Annotated in this window: 9 protein-coding genes; 2 read left to right on the plus strand and 7 right to left on the minus strand. The window is 29.6% G+C overall.

Annotated elements, in window-relative coordinates; all coding sequences use genetic code 11:
* Positions 1 to 183: 183 nt before the first annotated feature.
* Both CLVI_RS03165 and CLVI_RS03170 read right to left on the minus strand, forming a co-directional pair.
* On the minus strand, positions 184 to 1806 hold the full coding sequence (locus CLVI_RS03165) for a diguanylate cyclase (protein ID WP_106058672.1): 1623 nt from the start codon (positions 1804 to 1806) through the stop codon (positions 184 to 186).
* Entirely contained in the window at positions 1806 to 2348 is a 543-nt protein-coding gene (locus tag CLVI_RS03170; protein WP_242980535.1) for a V4R domain-containing protein, read from the minus strand. Before CLVI_RS03170 ends, CLVI_RS03165 begins: the two co-directional genes overlap by 1 nt.
* Before the next feature lie 237 nt (positions 2349 to 2585).
* Between CLVI_RS03170 and CLVI_RS03175 the strand changes: the two genes are divergently transcribed.
* Together CLVI_RS03175 and CLVI_RS03180 are read left to right on the plus strand one after the other, a co-directional pair.
* On the plus strand, positions 2586 to 4874 hold the full coding sequence (locus CLVI_RS03175; RefSeq protein WP_106058674.1) for a sensor domain-containing diguanylate cyclase: 2289 nt from the start codon (positions 2586 to 2588) through the stop codon (positions 4872 to 4874).
* Positions 4875 to 5010: 136 nt separating this feature from the next.
* Positions 5011 to 7311 carry a sensor domain-containing diguanylate cyclase gene (locus CLVI_RS03180; RefSeq protein WP_106058675.1) on the plus strand — a complete coding sequence of 767 codons (2301 nt, stop codon included), beginning with the start codon at positions 5011 to 5013 and terminating at the stop codon, positions 7309 to 7311.
* Between the two features lie 30 nt (positions 7312 to 7341).
* Here CLVI_RS03180 and CLVI_RS03185 read toward each other — a convergent pair whose 3' ends face one another.
* The 5 genes from CLVI_RS03185 to CLVI_RS03205 all read right to left on the minus strand — a co-directional run bounded on the left by CLVI_RS03185 (position 7342) and on the right by CLVI_RS03205 (position 15363).
* On the minus strand, positions 7342 to 9459 hold the full coding sequence (locus CLVI_RS03185; protein ID WP_106058676.1) for a sensor domain-containing diguanylate cyclase/phosphohydrolase: 2118 nt from the start codon (positions 9457 to 9459) through the stop codon (positions 7342 to 7344).
* A 256-nt stretch (positions 9460 to 9715) separates the two neighbouring features.
* The gene (locus tag CLVI_RS03190; protein ID WP_106058677.1) at positions 9716 to 11452 is read right to left on the minus strand and encodes a bifunctional diguanylate cyclase/phosphodiesterase; all 1737 of its coding nucleotides are present in this window, start codon (positions 11450 to 11452) and stop codon (positions 9716 to 9718) included.
* A gap of 239 nt (positions 11453 to 11691) precedes the next feature.
* Positions 11692 to 13659 carry a hypothetical protein gene (locus CLVI_RS03195; RefSeq protein WP_106058678.1) on the minus strand — a complete coding sequence of 656 codons (1968 nt, stop codon included), beginning with the start codon at positions 13657 to 13659 and terminating at the stop codon, positions 11692 to 11694.
* Between the two features lie 36 nt (positions 13660 to 13695).
* Entirely contained in the window at positions 13696 to 14790 is a 1095-nt protein-coding gene (locus tag CLVI_RS03200) for a zinc ribbon domain-containing protein (RefSeq protein WP_106058679.1), read from the minus strand.
* 12 nt (positions 14791 to 14802) lie between these two features.
* A complete protein-coding gene (locus tag CLVI_RS03205; RefSeq protein WP_106058680.1) occupies positions 14803 to 15363 on the minus strand; it encodes a YIP1 family protein in 561 nt (186 codons plus the stop codon).
* Positions 15364 to 15374 lie beyond the last annotated feature (11 nt).

The raw sequence follows: 15374 nt of genomic DNA on the forward strand, positions 1-15374 counted from the left end.
GACCAAAGGTTTGCCGCCGACTTCCTTCAGATTCCACCTCACAATGGACACCCTTGTCTTAAGCTAAATGGTTGGCACTATCAGCCTCCATTACGGACTTTCACCGATTAGTGCACGCCCATGCTGGGCGCACTAAAAATAAGAGTTAGGTTTTTTATTATAAAACCTAACTCTTTTTATATGTCATAAAAATTCAACTCTATTTCTACCATTTTCTTTTGCTTTATAAAGAGCTTCATCCGCTCTTGAAACCATGCTTGCTGGAGAAATATCATCCTTGTACACAGCTACTCCAAAGCTAGAAGTAAGATGTCCTGCAATCATAAAGTTATTATGGTCGATTTTTGCTCTTAGCTTTTCAGCCAATAGTTTTCCACCTTTTCCCTCTACTTCTGGAAGAATGATAAGAAATTCTTCTCCACCCCATCTTCCTATTACATCAGTAGATCCCACATTGTTTTTTAGAATATTAGCAATCTCAACAAGAACAGTATCCCCCACTTGATGACCAAAAGTGTCATTAACCAATTTAAAATGGTCGATGTCCAGTAGTATTATAGAAAAAGTTTTTTTACTTATCCTTGACCTGGCTAATTCATTTTCAAATGTTTCATCTAACTTAAGTCTGTTATAAAGCTGAGTTAATTTATCTGTAATAGAAAGTTTTATAATTTCTTTCTCCATCTTCTTTCTCTTGGTAATATTACGAGTAACTCCAAGCATACCTATAAATCCGCCTTCTTCATTGTACATTCCTGATACTGTAACCTCTGTCCATACAGTACTTCCATCCTTACAGGGTTGTTCTAATTCTCCTCTAAAATCTTTAAATGGTTGATTATTTTGTACACTTTTAATAGCATTCTCTAACCCCTGTTTCATATGGATCAAAGAACTTGGACACAGCACTTCTTCTTGGGATTGTTTTAGAACTTCTTCTACAGAATACCCTCTTAGTTTTTCAACAGATGGGCTAATATAAGTAAACTTCCCTTCTAAATCCATAGTCCAAATTACATCTGATGCATTATCTGCAAGAAGTCTATGTCTTTCTTCACTTTCTCTAAGTCTTTTTTCAATTTCTTTTAAGTGTGTTATGTCTCTTATCACACTTAAAATATAAGTAGTTCCCTTTATATTTATAAATTTTGAAGAAACAATAGCATTAATCTGTTCTTTATTTTTATTTTGAAAAACGGCCTCCATATTTTTAAAAAATCCATTTTTTCTTAGTTCTAGAATCAAATATTCTCTTTGTCCTTGACTAATATAAAAGTTTAGCTCATCGGTATTTTTACTTTCTATCTCCTCTTTAGTATATCCAGTTATATCTACAAAAGCTTCATTGTATTCAAATATATCCCCGTTATCAATGCTTGTTATAATTGTAGGATCCGGAATAGCTTGAAATAGCATTTCAAAATATTCTTTTGAGTCTTTAACTTCTTCAATTGAAGCCTCAAGTTTTCTAGTCATACTATTAAATGCATCAGAAAACTCTCCAAGAAAGTCTACGCTTTGCGAAAAATCTCCAGAAGCAACGGCTTTTGTCTGCCATTTAAGAGTTTTTAGGGATGCTTGCAAATTTTTAAGAGTTCCTACAATATAACCCTTTCCTTTTATGTTATATAAAAGATCGCCTATTCCTATAGCTCTAACAGATTCTCTAAGAGTTTTGATTGTTTGATCTATTTCTAAAAAATCATTATCCTCTGCAAATTCTTCCGGAATATCTTCTTTAATTCTCACATCAAAGATAATAGCCTTGATATATTTTATAAGATTATTCACATCTTTATTTCCCATTAAAGTTCCTCTTTGTTCATAAATTGTATTGCTTTTGCATTAAACCTGCATGTTCTATCTCCAGTACACCAGCAATCAACTTCTTTAACATGAAATTTCATTCCACTAAAGCTTTCCAAAATAGCAGAGATAAATCCTTCATCATAGGTGCATATCTCATACTCTAGTTCAGGTAATCCTGAGCAATCAAGATCCTCAGAAACTGTAAGTACGAGTTCTCCTTTATCCATATCTGCCTGCTCTATTCTCAATATACCTATTCCTAAATCTTTCAATACAAATTGAAGCTGTTTTATAAAATCATTAAGGTCCTGAGTGGGTTTAATCATATGTTTATAAAACTCTTTACCTGCTAGCTTGCCTGCATCAAAAAATATTTTATCTGTTTTATCAGAACCTAAACTTTGTTCTATAACATCCCTAAAAGTAAACTGCATTAATCTATATATTTCTACCCTAGTTGTATTTCCTAAATTAGGTCTTCCATCTTCTATATCACCTATAAGATCCCATGAAAATTCATATCTTCGTTTTAGGCTCAAAATACCACTCCCTATTTCTAAATTCCTACAATAATAATTACATAACATTTAAATTATATTTTTGTTGAAAATTCAGTATTTTTACTTTATATTTTATCACTTGATCCACTATTTTTCTACAATTAATTACTCTATCCGCTCTAAATTAGAGAAAACATATATCATATTTTCCATAAAATGTGATATAATTCGAGTATAAATATTAGCATACGCTAAAAATTGAAAGGATTTGTTATCATGAAACAGTATGGACATGTATATAATGATTTTGATGAAATGAAAGCTTTCATTAATACTATGGTTATTTCTAAAACTGATAGTATCCTTATTCAAATAATGACTGGAATAATTGAAGTTGAATTTGCGATAAAATTAATAGATGAACTTATAATCTTATTACCAAAGGCAGAAATTATAGGGACTACCTCTTCTGGAGAAATCTATGAAGGAAATGTTTATACAGATTCAGCTATACTATCATTTACTATTTTTGAAAAATCTAAGGTTAAAACGGCTCTTATAAATAATGAAACCACGGAATATGAATTGGGGCTGTATATTGCCAGAGAATTTGTTGAAGAAGATACAAAACTTATGATTATGTTTTCTGATGGATTATTGACATCTGGTGATAATATTCTTAAGGGTATACACAGTATAAATAGTAATGTAATTATTTGTGGTGGTAAAGCTGGTGATAATGATTCTTTTAAAGAGACTTTCGTTTTTACAAAAGAAGGTATTACTAACAAAGGAGTTGTTGTTGCATTCATTTCAGGAGACCAGTTAAATGTAACTACGGACTCAAGTTTTTGTTGGTCCTCCATTGGTAAAGAAATGACTATAACGAAAGCATATAACAATACAATTTTTACAATAGATAATATTAAAGCTATTGATATTTTTAAGAAATATCTTGGTGAGGATGCAGTCAAAAATTTACTCATGTATGCTACTGGAATTCCATTAATAATAAAAAAACATGATATGGAAATAGCAAGGATAGTTTATCAGTGTAATTATGATGGGTCAATAAGCTTTTTTGGAAATGTTGAAATAGGGGATAAAGTTCAATTTGGATATGTTGATATTACTAGTTTAACAGTTAAGCCATTAGAAATATTTAATAATTTAAAACAAAAATCACTAGAAGCAATTTTTGTTTATTCATGCTCAGTCAGAAGAGCTTTACTTAAGGAAGGTGCTGCACTTGAAATAGCTCCCTTAGCAAAAATAGCTCCAACCTTTGGATTTTTTACCTATGGAGAATTTTTTTCAACTAATTGTTCAAATGAGTTACTGAATTTAACAATGACCATACTAGGACTTTCTGAATGTGGAGAATTTTGCAAAACAAGTACTGTTGAATTAGATAATAATGAAAATTTAAATAAACACTTTTTTGAACACAAAGAATTAGTTTCAAAAAAGATGTTTATTCATCTTGTAGATGAAGTTACAAAAGAGTTGAAAGAAGCTAATGAAATCTTAGAAGAACAAAAAAATAAAATTGAAGAAATTAAAAATATAACAAATTCAATTATGGATATAAATATGCAGCTTTTATCATCAGGAGAATTTGATAGCTTACTTCAAATGATACTTGATAAGGCTTTGGAAATAATTTCAGTTGCAAATATGGGCAGTATTCTATTGATGGAAAATGATATGTTGCATTACAAAGCTACAAAAGGATATTTATTAGATAAAATAGAAAAAGCAACTTATAAAATAGAAAATATGGCTCAATATACCCCATCTGGTAAGTATGGCTTATATAATCCAATTATAATAACTGATATAGAAAATTACCCATTAGGTTCAAAAGAAAGTCATAGGAAATGGAGAAATATAATTTCTGAAGAGCCAAGTGAGATTTTATCGTGTGTCATAGAAAATGATGGCAAGATTATGGGTATACTCAATATATTTAGTACATCAGATCATGCTAAGTTTAATGAAGATGATAAAGCTATGATTAGACATCTAGCTAATGATATTTCTATAGCATATAAATATTCTAAGTTACTCGAGGATACTCTATACATGTCAAGATACGATGGATTAACACAAGTACTTAATAGACATTATTTTAGAATAAAATTAGACCAAGTTATACATAAAGCTAAAGCCTTACATGAAAATATTATAATCTGTGAATTAGATTTAAATAATTTGAAAGTCACTAATGATACTTTTGGACATGAATCGGGTGATGAATCAATTAAATATCTTACCGATGTTTTTAAAACTAGAATTGAGACTAATAATATTATGGGAAGAACTGGCGGAGATGAATTCGAGCTTATTTTTACAAATAAAACCAAATCTCAAGTTATAGCTTTAATAGACCATATTTATGATATATGTAAAAATAATCCTATATATTTTAATGGACAACCTATAGAAATTAGTTTTGCATATGGACTTGCTGAGTTATATGTTGATTCAGAAGATATTGGTGAGCTTTTAAAATTAGCGGATAATAGAATGTATGAAAAAAAGAGGCTAATGAAAAAGCTATAACCCATACATTTTATAGGTGTTATAAATATTAAATTTAATCCATTAATTGGAGAAAATATATTCAGAATTTTCAAAAAATATGGTATAATTCGATTATAAATATTAATATATGCTAATTTTCGAGGGGGATTGTATCATGAAACAATATGGATATATATATAATAATTTTAATAAAATGAAAGCCTTTGTTAATACTATGGATATTTCCAAATCAGATACTATCCTTCTTCAAATAATGACTGGAATAATTGAAGTTGAATTCATAAAAAAGTTAATAGATGAACTTATAGTCTTATTACCAAATTCAGAAATTATAGGGACTACTACATCTGGAGAAATTTATGAAGGAAATATCTATACAAATTCAACAACTCTATCATTTACTATATTTGAACAATCTAAGGTTAAAACAGCCCTTATAAATAATAAAACCACCGAATATGAGTTGGGACTATATATTGGCAATAAATCTGTTGAAGAAGATACAAAACTTATGATTATGTTTGCAAATGGATTACTTATCTCTGGTGATGATATTCTTAAGGGAATAAATAGTGTAAATAATGATGTAATTGTTTGTGGTGGTAAAGCTGGTGATAATGATTCCTTTAAAGAGACTTTCGTGTTTACAAAAGAAGGTATTACTAATAAAGGAATTGCTGTTGCATTTATTTCTGGAGACCAATTAAGTATAACAACAGAATCAAGTTTTTGTTGGTCCTCCATTGGTAAAGAAATGACTATAACGAAAGCCCATAACAATACAGTTTTCACTATAGATAATGTTACGGCTGTTGATATTTTTAAAAAATATCTTGGTGAGGATGTAGTTAAAAATTTACTCATGTATTCTACTGAAATACCATTAATAATAAAAAAACATGATATGGAAATAGCAAGGGTAGTTTCTCATTGTTCTGATGATGGGTCAATAAGTTTTTTTGGAAATGTTGAAATAGGAGATAAAGTTCAATTTGGATATGTTGATATAGGTAGTTTAACAGTGAAGCCCTTAGAAATATTTAATTATTTGAAAGATAAATCACTAGAAGCGATTTTTGTTTATTCATGTTCAGTTAGAAGAGCTTTACTTCAAAAAGGTGTTGAACTTGAGATATCTCCTTTGGTAAAAATAGCTCCAACCTTTGGATTTTTCACCTATGGAGAATTTTTTTCAACTAATTGTTCAAATGAATTATTGAATTTAACAATGACCATACTAGGACTCTCTGAATGTGGAGATACTTGCAAAAAAAGCATTGTTGAATTAGATAATAATGAGAATTTAAATAAACACTTTTTTGAACATAAAGAATTGGTTTCAAAAAAAATGTTTATTAATCTTGTTAATGAAGTTACAAAAGAATTGAAAGAAGCTAATGAAATTTTAGAAGAACAGAAAAGTAAAATTGAAAAAATTAAAGATATAACAAATTCAATTATGGATATAAATATGCAGCTTTTATCATCAGGAGAATTTGGTAGTTTGCTTCAAATGATACTTGATAAGGCTTTGGAAATAATTTCAGGTGCAAATATGGGCAGTATCTTGATAATGGAAAATAACGAGTTGCATTACAAAGCTACAAAAGGGTATGTATTAGATAATTTAGAAAAAGCAACTTATAAGTTAGAAGATACACATCAATACAGACTCTGTGGTAAGTATGGTTTATTTGAACCAATTATAATAACTGACATAGAACACTATCCATTAGGTTCAGAAGAAAGTCATAAGGACTGGTTAACTATAGCTACTGAGGAACCAAGTGAAATTTTATCATGTGTCATAGGTAATGATGGTGAGATTATGGGACTAATCAATATATTTAGTACAACAAAACAGGATAAGTTTAATGACTATGATAAAGCTTTGATTAAGCATCTAGCTAATGATATTTCTATAGCATATAAATATTCTAAGTTATTAGAAGATACTATATACATGTCCAGATATGATGGATTAACAAAAGTACTTAATAGACATTATTTCAGACTAAAACTAGCTCACGTTATAAATAAGGCTAAAGTTTTGCATAAGAATATTATAATTTGCGAATTAGATTTAAATAATTTGAAAGTTACTAATGATACTTTTGGACATGAAGCAGGTGATGAATCAATTAAATATCTTACTGATATTTTTAGAACTAGAATTGGTGCTAATAACATTATGGGAAGAACCGGTGGAGACGAATTTGAGCTGGTTTTTACAAATAAAAACAAGTCTGAAGTTATAGCTTTAATAGACCATATTTATGATTTATGTAAAACTAATCCCATAGATTTTAATGGACAACCTATAGAAATTAGTTTTGCATATGGACTTGCTGAGTTATATGTTGATTCAGAAGATATTGGTGAGCTTTTAAAATTAGCTGATAATAGAATGTATGAAAAAAAGAGGATTATGAAAGCAGAGCTAAGAAATAAATAATTTATTTCTCAAAATTGATAAGAGTCAGGTTTATACATTATAACCGGACTCTTTGTTTGTTAAAATCTTAATAAATATTTTTGCTATCCTTGGGTCAAACTGGGTACCAGAATTTTTAATTATTTCATTAATAGCATCTTCCTTTGGCATCCCTTTCCTATAGACTCTATCCTCTGTCATTGCATCATATGAGTCAGCTACTCCTAGAATACGTGAAAGTAAGGGGATATCTTCACCAGCTAGTCCTTGTGGATAACCCTTTCCGTCAAATCGTTCATGATGTGCAAGAATGTACTCTGCAATTGGCATAAGCTCAGAAGACGACATGGCAATCCTATATCCAACCTCAGAATGTTTTTTCATTTCAACCCATTCTGTATTAGTTAATTTACTAGGCTTATTTAGAATCTGATTGTCAGTACCAATTTTCCCAATATCATGTAGTGTCGAGAATAACTCTAGCTCATCAAATTGTTGATTTGTTAGTGCAATAGCTTGTCCCACTGACCTTGTTAATTTTACCAGCCTTTGGGCATGTTCTTCTGTTTCTTGGCTTTTTTCAAACAAAGCACTTCTCATTGACGAAATTATTGAGCTATGAAAACTTTTATCTTCTAAAAGCTTCCGGTTATACATATAATCTTCAGCATTCTTTAATATACTATCAAGAAATTCATTTGTACTTGTTTTCGTTGCATTGCCCAAGGAAATACTTATGTTATATAAGTCACAAAGGGTTTTCTTATTATATGCTTCGCAAGCTACCATTATTTTTCTAAGAATTTCATCTGCAACTTCTCTACTTGTTTTTGGCAGCAATATGTTGAATCTACCTCCAGCAATCCTTGCTACAATATCTTCCTTACTGCAACTACCATCTAATATTTTTGCTATAGTTACAAGAAGTTTATCTCCCTCCACATTTCCTAGAGAGTCATTTATTATTTTTAATCCGTTGATGTCTCCAGTAATAACAGAAAGTGGCAGTTGACTTTCTGTATCAAGTTTCTTTTTTGCAGTCTCAAAGAAGCTGTGATTATATAATCCTGTCAAACTATCATGATAGCTTAGATGAATAATCTTAGCCTCTCGCATTTTCCGTTGAGTAGTATCATGATAGTTTAACAATATCCCGTTTATATTGGGATCTTTTATTAAATTAACTGCAGTAATCTCCATATAACAAACCATACCAGCTTTGTCTAAGTATCTAGTCTCCATTGTTTTTTTCAATCCATCCACTTCAATTAGAGCCTGAAATTCTTCTTTAACATTATTCTGATCTTCGGAATAAAGATTCTCCCATAAAGGTATATTACAAATATCCGGTGAAACCCAGCTCAACCTTTCCTGCAAATTAATGCTGTTATATTTAAGCTTTCCATCTGCATTAACAATTAGTACAATATCAGATATATTCTCTATTATCGCCTTGTATTTAATTTCACTTTCTTTAAGTAGTTCCTTAGATCTTTTAATAACTTGAGCTTGATTCTCCAAACCCTTGTATAATGTATTCATTAGAAAAATCAATATAATTGTGCATGCCTGATTGTGCATTACATTCATAAACCATTCAATTTTATATTTCCCCATATATATTCCATCCAAATACCCATATATTAATAATATTGTTAAAATTATTAATATAATTATATTAACGATTATAACTCGCAAAGCCAGCTTTTTCTCTAATAAACATATCGTAAGAATCAAGGAAAAAAGAACACAGATTATACCACTACCTATTAAGCCTGTAGTAATAAGAAATAGTATACTCCTAAAGTATAAAACTTGAGTAAGGAAAATTTTTCTAACCCTTACACTTAAATGTTTTCGAGTAATGACTATTGTTATTATAATATAAATCAACACTTCAACTATTGCGTGTACAGTATCTCCTCTACTATAAACCTTATAAGACACACAAAACATTATTGCTCCCCCACAAGTAATCACAGCTACAGATACAATATAAAAGATCCTATCTTTCCAATATTTCAGTGTATCCTTATTGGATATGCTATTTTCATCTTCAAATAGTATTTTATAAAAAAAACTATTTACTACTTCTAAAATATTAAAAACAACTAAGCTTATTATTCTATAAAGCTTAGTTGTACTTATATTTAAATGATTGAATTTCACTTTAAATGGCCCCTCTCTTTAATAAAAGAATCTCTTACTTCTAAATATTATGTATATAAACAACTTATATCCTATAATTACGTTTTTTTCTACAATATACATTATTTATTTACTTTTTATTTTACAATAAAACTCATTTAAAGTCTACACTTTACCCTTAACCATCATTTATCTATAAAACATCACTACTTCTTATTCTCTTATACCTATTGCACAAAACAAAAAAATAGCTGTACCAAAATCGGTACAGCTATTTTTATAAGCTAAGTTCTTTTTCTATTGCACTCTCAGTCATAGGTTTTCCCAATAAATATCCTTGTATAATATCAATGCCTGATTTTTCTAAATAATCATATTGGAACTGATCCTCAACCCCTTCTGCAAGTGCTTTCATTCCTAGTTTATGTGCCAAAGATATTATTGTTTCAGTTAAATCATTTTGAGATCCATCTATACTAATTTCATCAACAAATGATTTATCTATTTTCAGCATATCAATAGGAAGTTTTTTTAAATAACTTAAAGAGGAATAGCCTGTCCCAAAGTCATCTAAAGCAATTCTCACTCCATATTTTTTTAAGGATTTTAATATATTTATTGCATAGTCAAAATCATCTATACAAATATTTTCGGTTATTTCAAGCTCTACATTGCAGGGGCTAATACCTATTTTGTCTATTATCTTTGTAACAATATTATAAAAATCACCTTGCCTTAGCTGGATAGGTGAAATGTTAACTGCTATAACAATATTTGTTCCAAACTCATTGTTAATTTTTTTTGCAAAATTACAAGCTCTATTTAGAACCCATTCACCAATTTTCGAAATAATGCCTATCTCTTCTGATATAGCAATAAACTCCATAGGATTTAAAAAACCTAATTCTGAACTATTCCATCTTATTAATGCTTCAAGTCCACATATTTTTTTGCTTCTTACGTCATACTGGGGCTGATAATGTAAAATGAATTCTTCATTTTCGACTGCATTTACCAGCATTGTTTCTATTTTCATTTTTCTCAATAATTCATTTTTCATATTTATATCAAAATATCTATAGAAATTTTTTCCACTTTCTTTAACCTTATACATTGCAATATCTGAATTTCTTAAAAGTTCTTCTGCTGATTTTCCATCATCGGGAAAAACTGAAGCTCCAATACTTATAGTTATATTAATTAAGCTATTTTGTACATTAAAAGGGACCTCAAAGACTTTTAATATATCCTCAATAATATGAATACTTTCATTAACATTTTTTATTTTATTTATAACAATTGAAAACTCATCTCCACTAATTCTTGCTATTGTGTCACCTTTTCTTATACTAAGTTGTAACCGTTTAGCAACCAACTTTAATAATTCATCACCAACAGTATGCCCAAGTGAATCATTTATTCTTTTAAAATCATCTATATCAATAAAAATAACAACTAATTTTTTAGATTTTTCTTTGCTAATTTGGATATGCTTATTTAATCTATCGAAAAAATAGGCCCTATTATGTAGCCCCGTCAAATTATCATAATAAGCCATATGCTTAATAATACTTTCACTTTTTCTAATTTCAGTAATATCATAATTTGTACCTGTTATTCCAACAACATTATTCTTATTATCAAAAACTGGTGAAATAGTAACATTATAAATGGCATTCTCATCAACTTTAAATTCCATATCTATCATTTGTTCAGTTTTTATTACTTTTTGTATAGCCTCTTCCCATTTAATATAGTAATCTTTTTTGCAAATAAGATTACTCAACTTCTTTCCTATGATATCATAATAATGAATTTTAATTAAATATAGAAATTGTTTATTTACAGCGGTAAATAAACCGTTTTTATCACAACTATAAATTATATCCTTGGAATTATCAATGAGGGTTTTATATCTTTCTTCGCTTAGTTCAAGAAGTTTATTACCTGAATTACTTCCATCTATTAAATTATTAATTACTGATTTAATTTTTCCTCGTAATTTTGTAAACATTCCATTATCCCTCCACAGCTTAATCCCGTTTATCTAATTGCATATAAAATAGTCTTTGGAATAAAACATTTGCGATCTTGAGATGTCCAAATTTCTAATTATAAATTATGCTAATAATATAAATAATTCGACATAACCAATGTTTTTCCTCTAGAAAATTATGACAATATTATGGGAAGAACCAGTGGAGATGAATCTAAACTAGTTTTTACAAATAAAAATAAATCTGAAGTTATAGCTTAAATAAAATAACTTTTATATATATCCTGAAATGGTGGTGCAACATATATATTCTTAACTGTTTCTGCAGTATTTTCTACTATGTCATCTATCATCTTATCCTTAAGACCTATAGTAGTATCCTTACCATTAATTTTTATCTTAGCATTTTTTGCGTTATTTATCCCTTTAAAAATCTTATATCCTTCTTTACTAGTTCCTCCAAGTCTGTGAAATGCCTTTGAGACATTTTTTGATATAACTTTTGCATAACCTCCAGTTATTCTTCCTGCACCTTCGCTAATAACTGCATTCCCCATCCCTAAAATCATACCTTCAACTACAGAATCTCCACCTTTGTCTACATAATCTTTTATAACAAAACCTGCTGAGGCTATTTCCATACCCATTTCTGTGGCTCCTCCAGATGCTAATGCTAAGAGACCTCTTAAAACTAGTGCTTTTTTAGAGGAACCAGAAAGAATTTCTTTCTCTGTTAGCAATATAGTCTCACCAATCTCTTTTCCTATACTGTTGTTAGGCAAATCATTATATCCAGAAATATCACCACTAGATGCTTTAGTATAAACTCTTCTTACTTTCCTTAACAGTTCTTTATCTACAGCTTCCCCATTTATAAGCTGCTTTTCAAGATCATTTATTTTGTCTGTCATACTTCCTGGTTCTCCAGAAGGTCTATTTATACGTCCTGCCTCTGTTCTATGAAGATTTAAATTTCTTCTTAAATGATGTAATTTCTTTAATAGTTCTGCATTTTCTTTATCCTTCTCAACACTTTCTTTAACCTCTCTATCAAATTCCGTATCTCTATTGCTCATTTTTTCACATGTTTTGCTACTATCTTCCAAGTCCTTTGCTAAATCATTTTGCCAACCTTCAAACTTTTCAGGATAAAAAGGATTATCAGTCTCTGTATTAGTCCACTCATCCTTTTCAGCATTATATTTTATATTGTACTCTCTACCGTCTGTTTTACCTTTAAGTGTGCGCTCCATTCCATCCCTTATTCCTGTAGGGCCTTTACTAGGTTTAGGTGGTGGTGGTGTACTAATACCCAAAATTGCAATTATTATAATTCCTACTCCAGGAACTACTGTACCAACTACAGTTTGAATTGTATTATCCGGTCCAGGAATATTTAATATTACTAACTCTAACTCATTTTCACTGTATTCATCATCTTCAGTTAAATCCTCTCTTTGTGAATTACCAAATCCAGGTAGATCAATCTGAATTTTAATGCTATCAACAATTGATTTTGAGGCTTGCTCATATTCATTCCTATAACTTTCATGTAAATTTCGATATACATCTATACTATTTCCTTCTGCTAAACTACTTGAAGTGTAATATTTATGAACAAGAACAAAAATGAGCTTTTTGCTATTCTCAAACTCTGGTAAATAAATAAGCCATGTTTCTTCATACCCGGATTTTTTTGAATACTCAGGTATGTTACTACCCTCTATAACACCATTATATTCATCTTCATAAGTAGAATTTTTAAAATATCTAGCTTTTCTGTTCCCTACTAAAACATTTTCAAGCTGACTTTCATATACTTCTGAATATTCCTTTATTAATGCATTCCAATCACCCTTATCATAAGATAAAACTTCTACTACTACCCACCCACTAGCCTTAATTCCACCATTGTCACTATTTGTGTCACCTGATTCTTTATTGTATCCATAAGATATCCTCTTATTTGCTATTATTTCAGGATTTGCAAATACATTTTCAAGCCCAGCATTTTGAATATTAATGGTTATATCGCTCTCTGTTTTACTACCATCCTTATTGACTTTAATGGGCTGAATAAAGGTATTATCATTTACTTTTTCTACTACTCTATCTAAAGCAACAGAGTAATCAATAGGTTTTTCAGTTGCCATAATATTAATAGATAACATGGAAGAAAACATAATAGTAAAGATCAATATTTTGAAAAGGTTTCTAAGTTTCATTAAAAATCCTCCTTTCCTAAAGACTAAAATATACGACTAATTATTTATTATTTTTTTCCCGCATATGTTACAGAATTTTTTATTTGGATTAAGAATACTACCACAATTTGAACAGAACGCAGGAGCTTTACCTACTTTATTTTTATTTACTGTTTTAGATATTTCTGGTTCTTGAGATATTCCTACTTCCCTTGGAATCCCTTCTGCTGAAAATAAACCATTGAAAAATTCCCCAGACTTTTCACCAGATAATGTTGTTATTAACATTGTATTGTCACCTAGTTCCTTTAAGAATAGCCATAAAGTACGATTAGAACGAATTAAAATACATTCTGTTTTTTGTAGTTTACCTTCTACGTCAGCATCTATAACAGATAATGACATTTGGCTTATTCTATTAATGCAGGAATCTGCAAAAGTTCGTCCTTGTGGAGTAAAATACCATGCTTCTTTTTTTCTTTCTAAAAGCTTAAGGGTTTGAAGCCTTTGAAGAGAATTTTCTAATTCTGAAGATTTTTCTTCTACCTCAAATAGATCTAAGGAAAAAGGAAGTAGCCATCTCTCATCAGGATTTAAAACTGACTCTTTAAAGAAATATTCTATGTCCTCTAAAAACAGTTCCTCCCCTAACCAAGTATGATCTAACATTCCAGAATATTTTTTTCTTTGATGAAGATCTATTAGAGAAAATAATGTTGGCATATCATCAATACCCACCTTAAAGGCTAAATTGCTTTCAGCTGAAGGTACTGCCATATCTAAATAAATCATAATTGAGTTAATTAATTTAGTCATATTTTCTATCATATTTATTTCTAACATTTTATTTTCATTTATACCAATAAATCCTTGGTATGCATCATTTGAAATTGCCCAGCTTCTAATAAGAGAATCTCCTTCTATCACAATACCCACATTCATAAGAAGATTTGGAGTTCCTATAAGCTTTAATACCTTAGGAAGACTTTCTTTTTCATCAAGGTTAAGTGAATTAATCCATTCTTCTAAATTTCCACTAGCCTTCTCATCTATCTCATCTATAAATATTTCCCCTAATTGATTCAAACCACTTTTATATTTTGATATTAAGCTTTTTAATATATTGCAAGGTATTAATAAATTCTTTTTCATATTGACCTCCTTCTACCCTATTATAAGAATCAAACTCCATATAAACATGAACAAAATACCTGAAATAGTTGTAATTATCACTGTTGCACTTATATTGTTTTTAGTGATTTTTTTGATACTATTAGCTACTGGAAACAAAGACCACAACAATCCTGTTATACCAAAGGTAATGGCAGTGTTCCATCCTAGAATAAGTTGGGCTAATATTCCACATACCATATACACTAAAGTTGAGGAGTATGAAATAGCAATACATCCAGTAACTTTATTCAAGGACCAATCTCCTTTAAATAACTTTGTCATCATCCATATTAATATAGATACTAATAGCACCCCTAAATATCCAACCACAAACCCAATTAAAGCTATTTTTATTACATACCCAACCTCAACTGTTCCTACTCTCAACTTATCTATTCCTACCTGAAGGAAAAAAAGTAGATAGGCAATAGAAGAAACCATCAAAAGCAAATAAGAAGATTTCTTTTCACTATATTTCTCCATAACTGTTGCTGGATTCAATATTCCTTTAAGGAGTAATTTGTAAAAAGGCATATTTATATTATTTTCCATATCCATACTCT

It is taken from the genome of Clostridium vincentii (assembly GCF_002995745.1).
Taxonomy (GTDB): domain Bacteria; phylum Bacillota; class Clostridia; order Clostridiales; family Clostridiaceae; genus Clostridium; species Clostridium vincentii.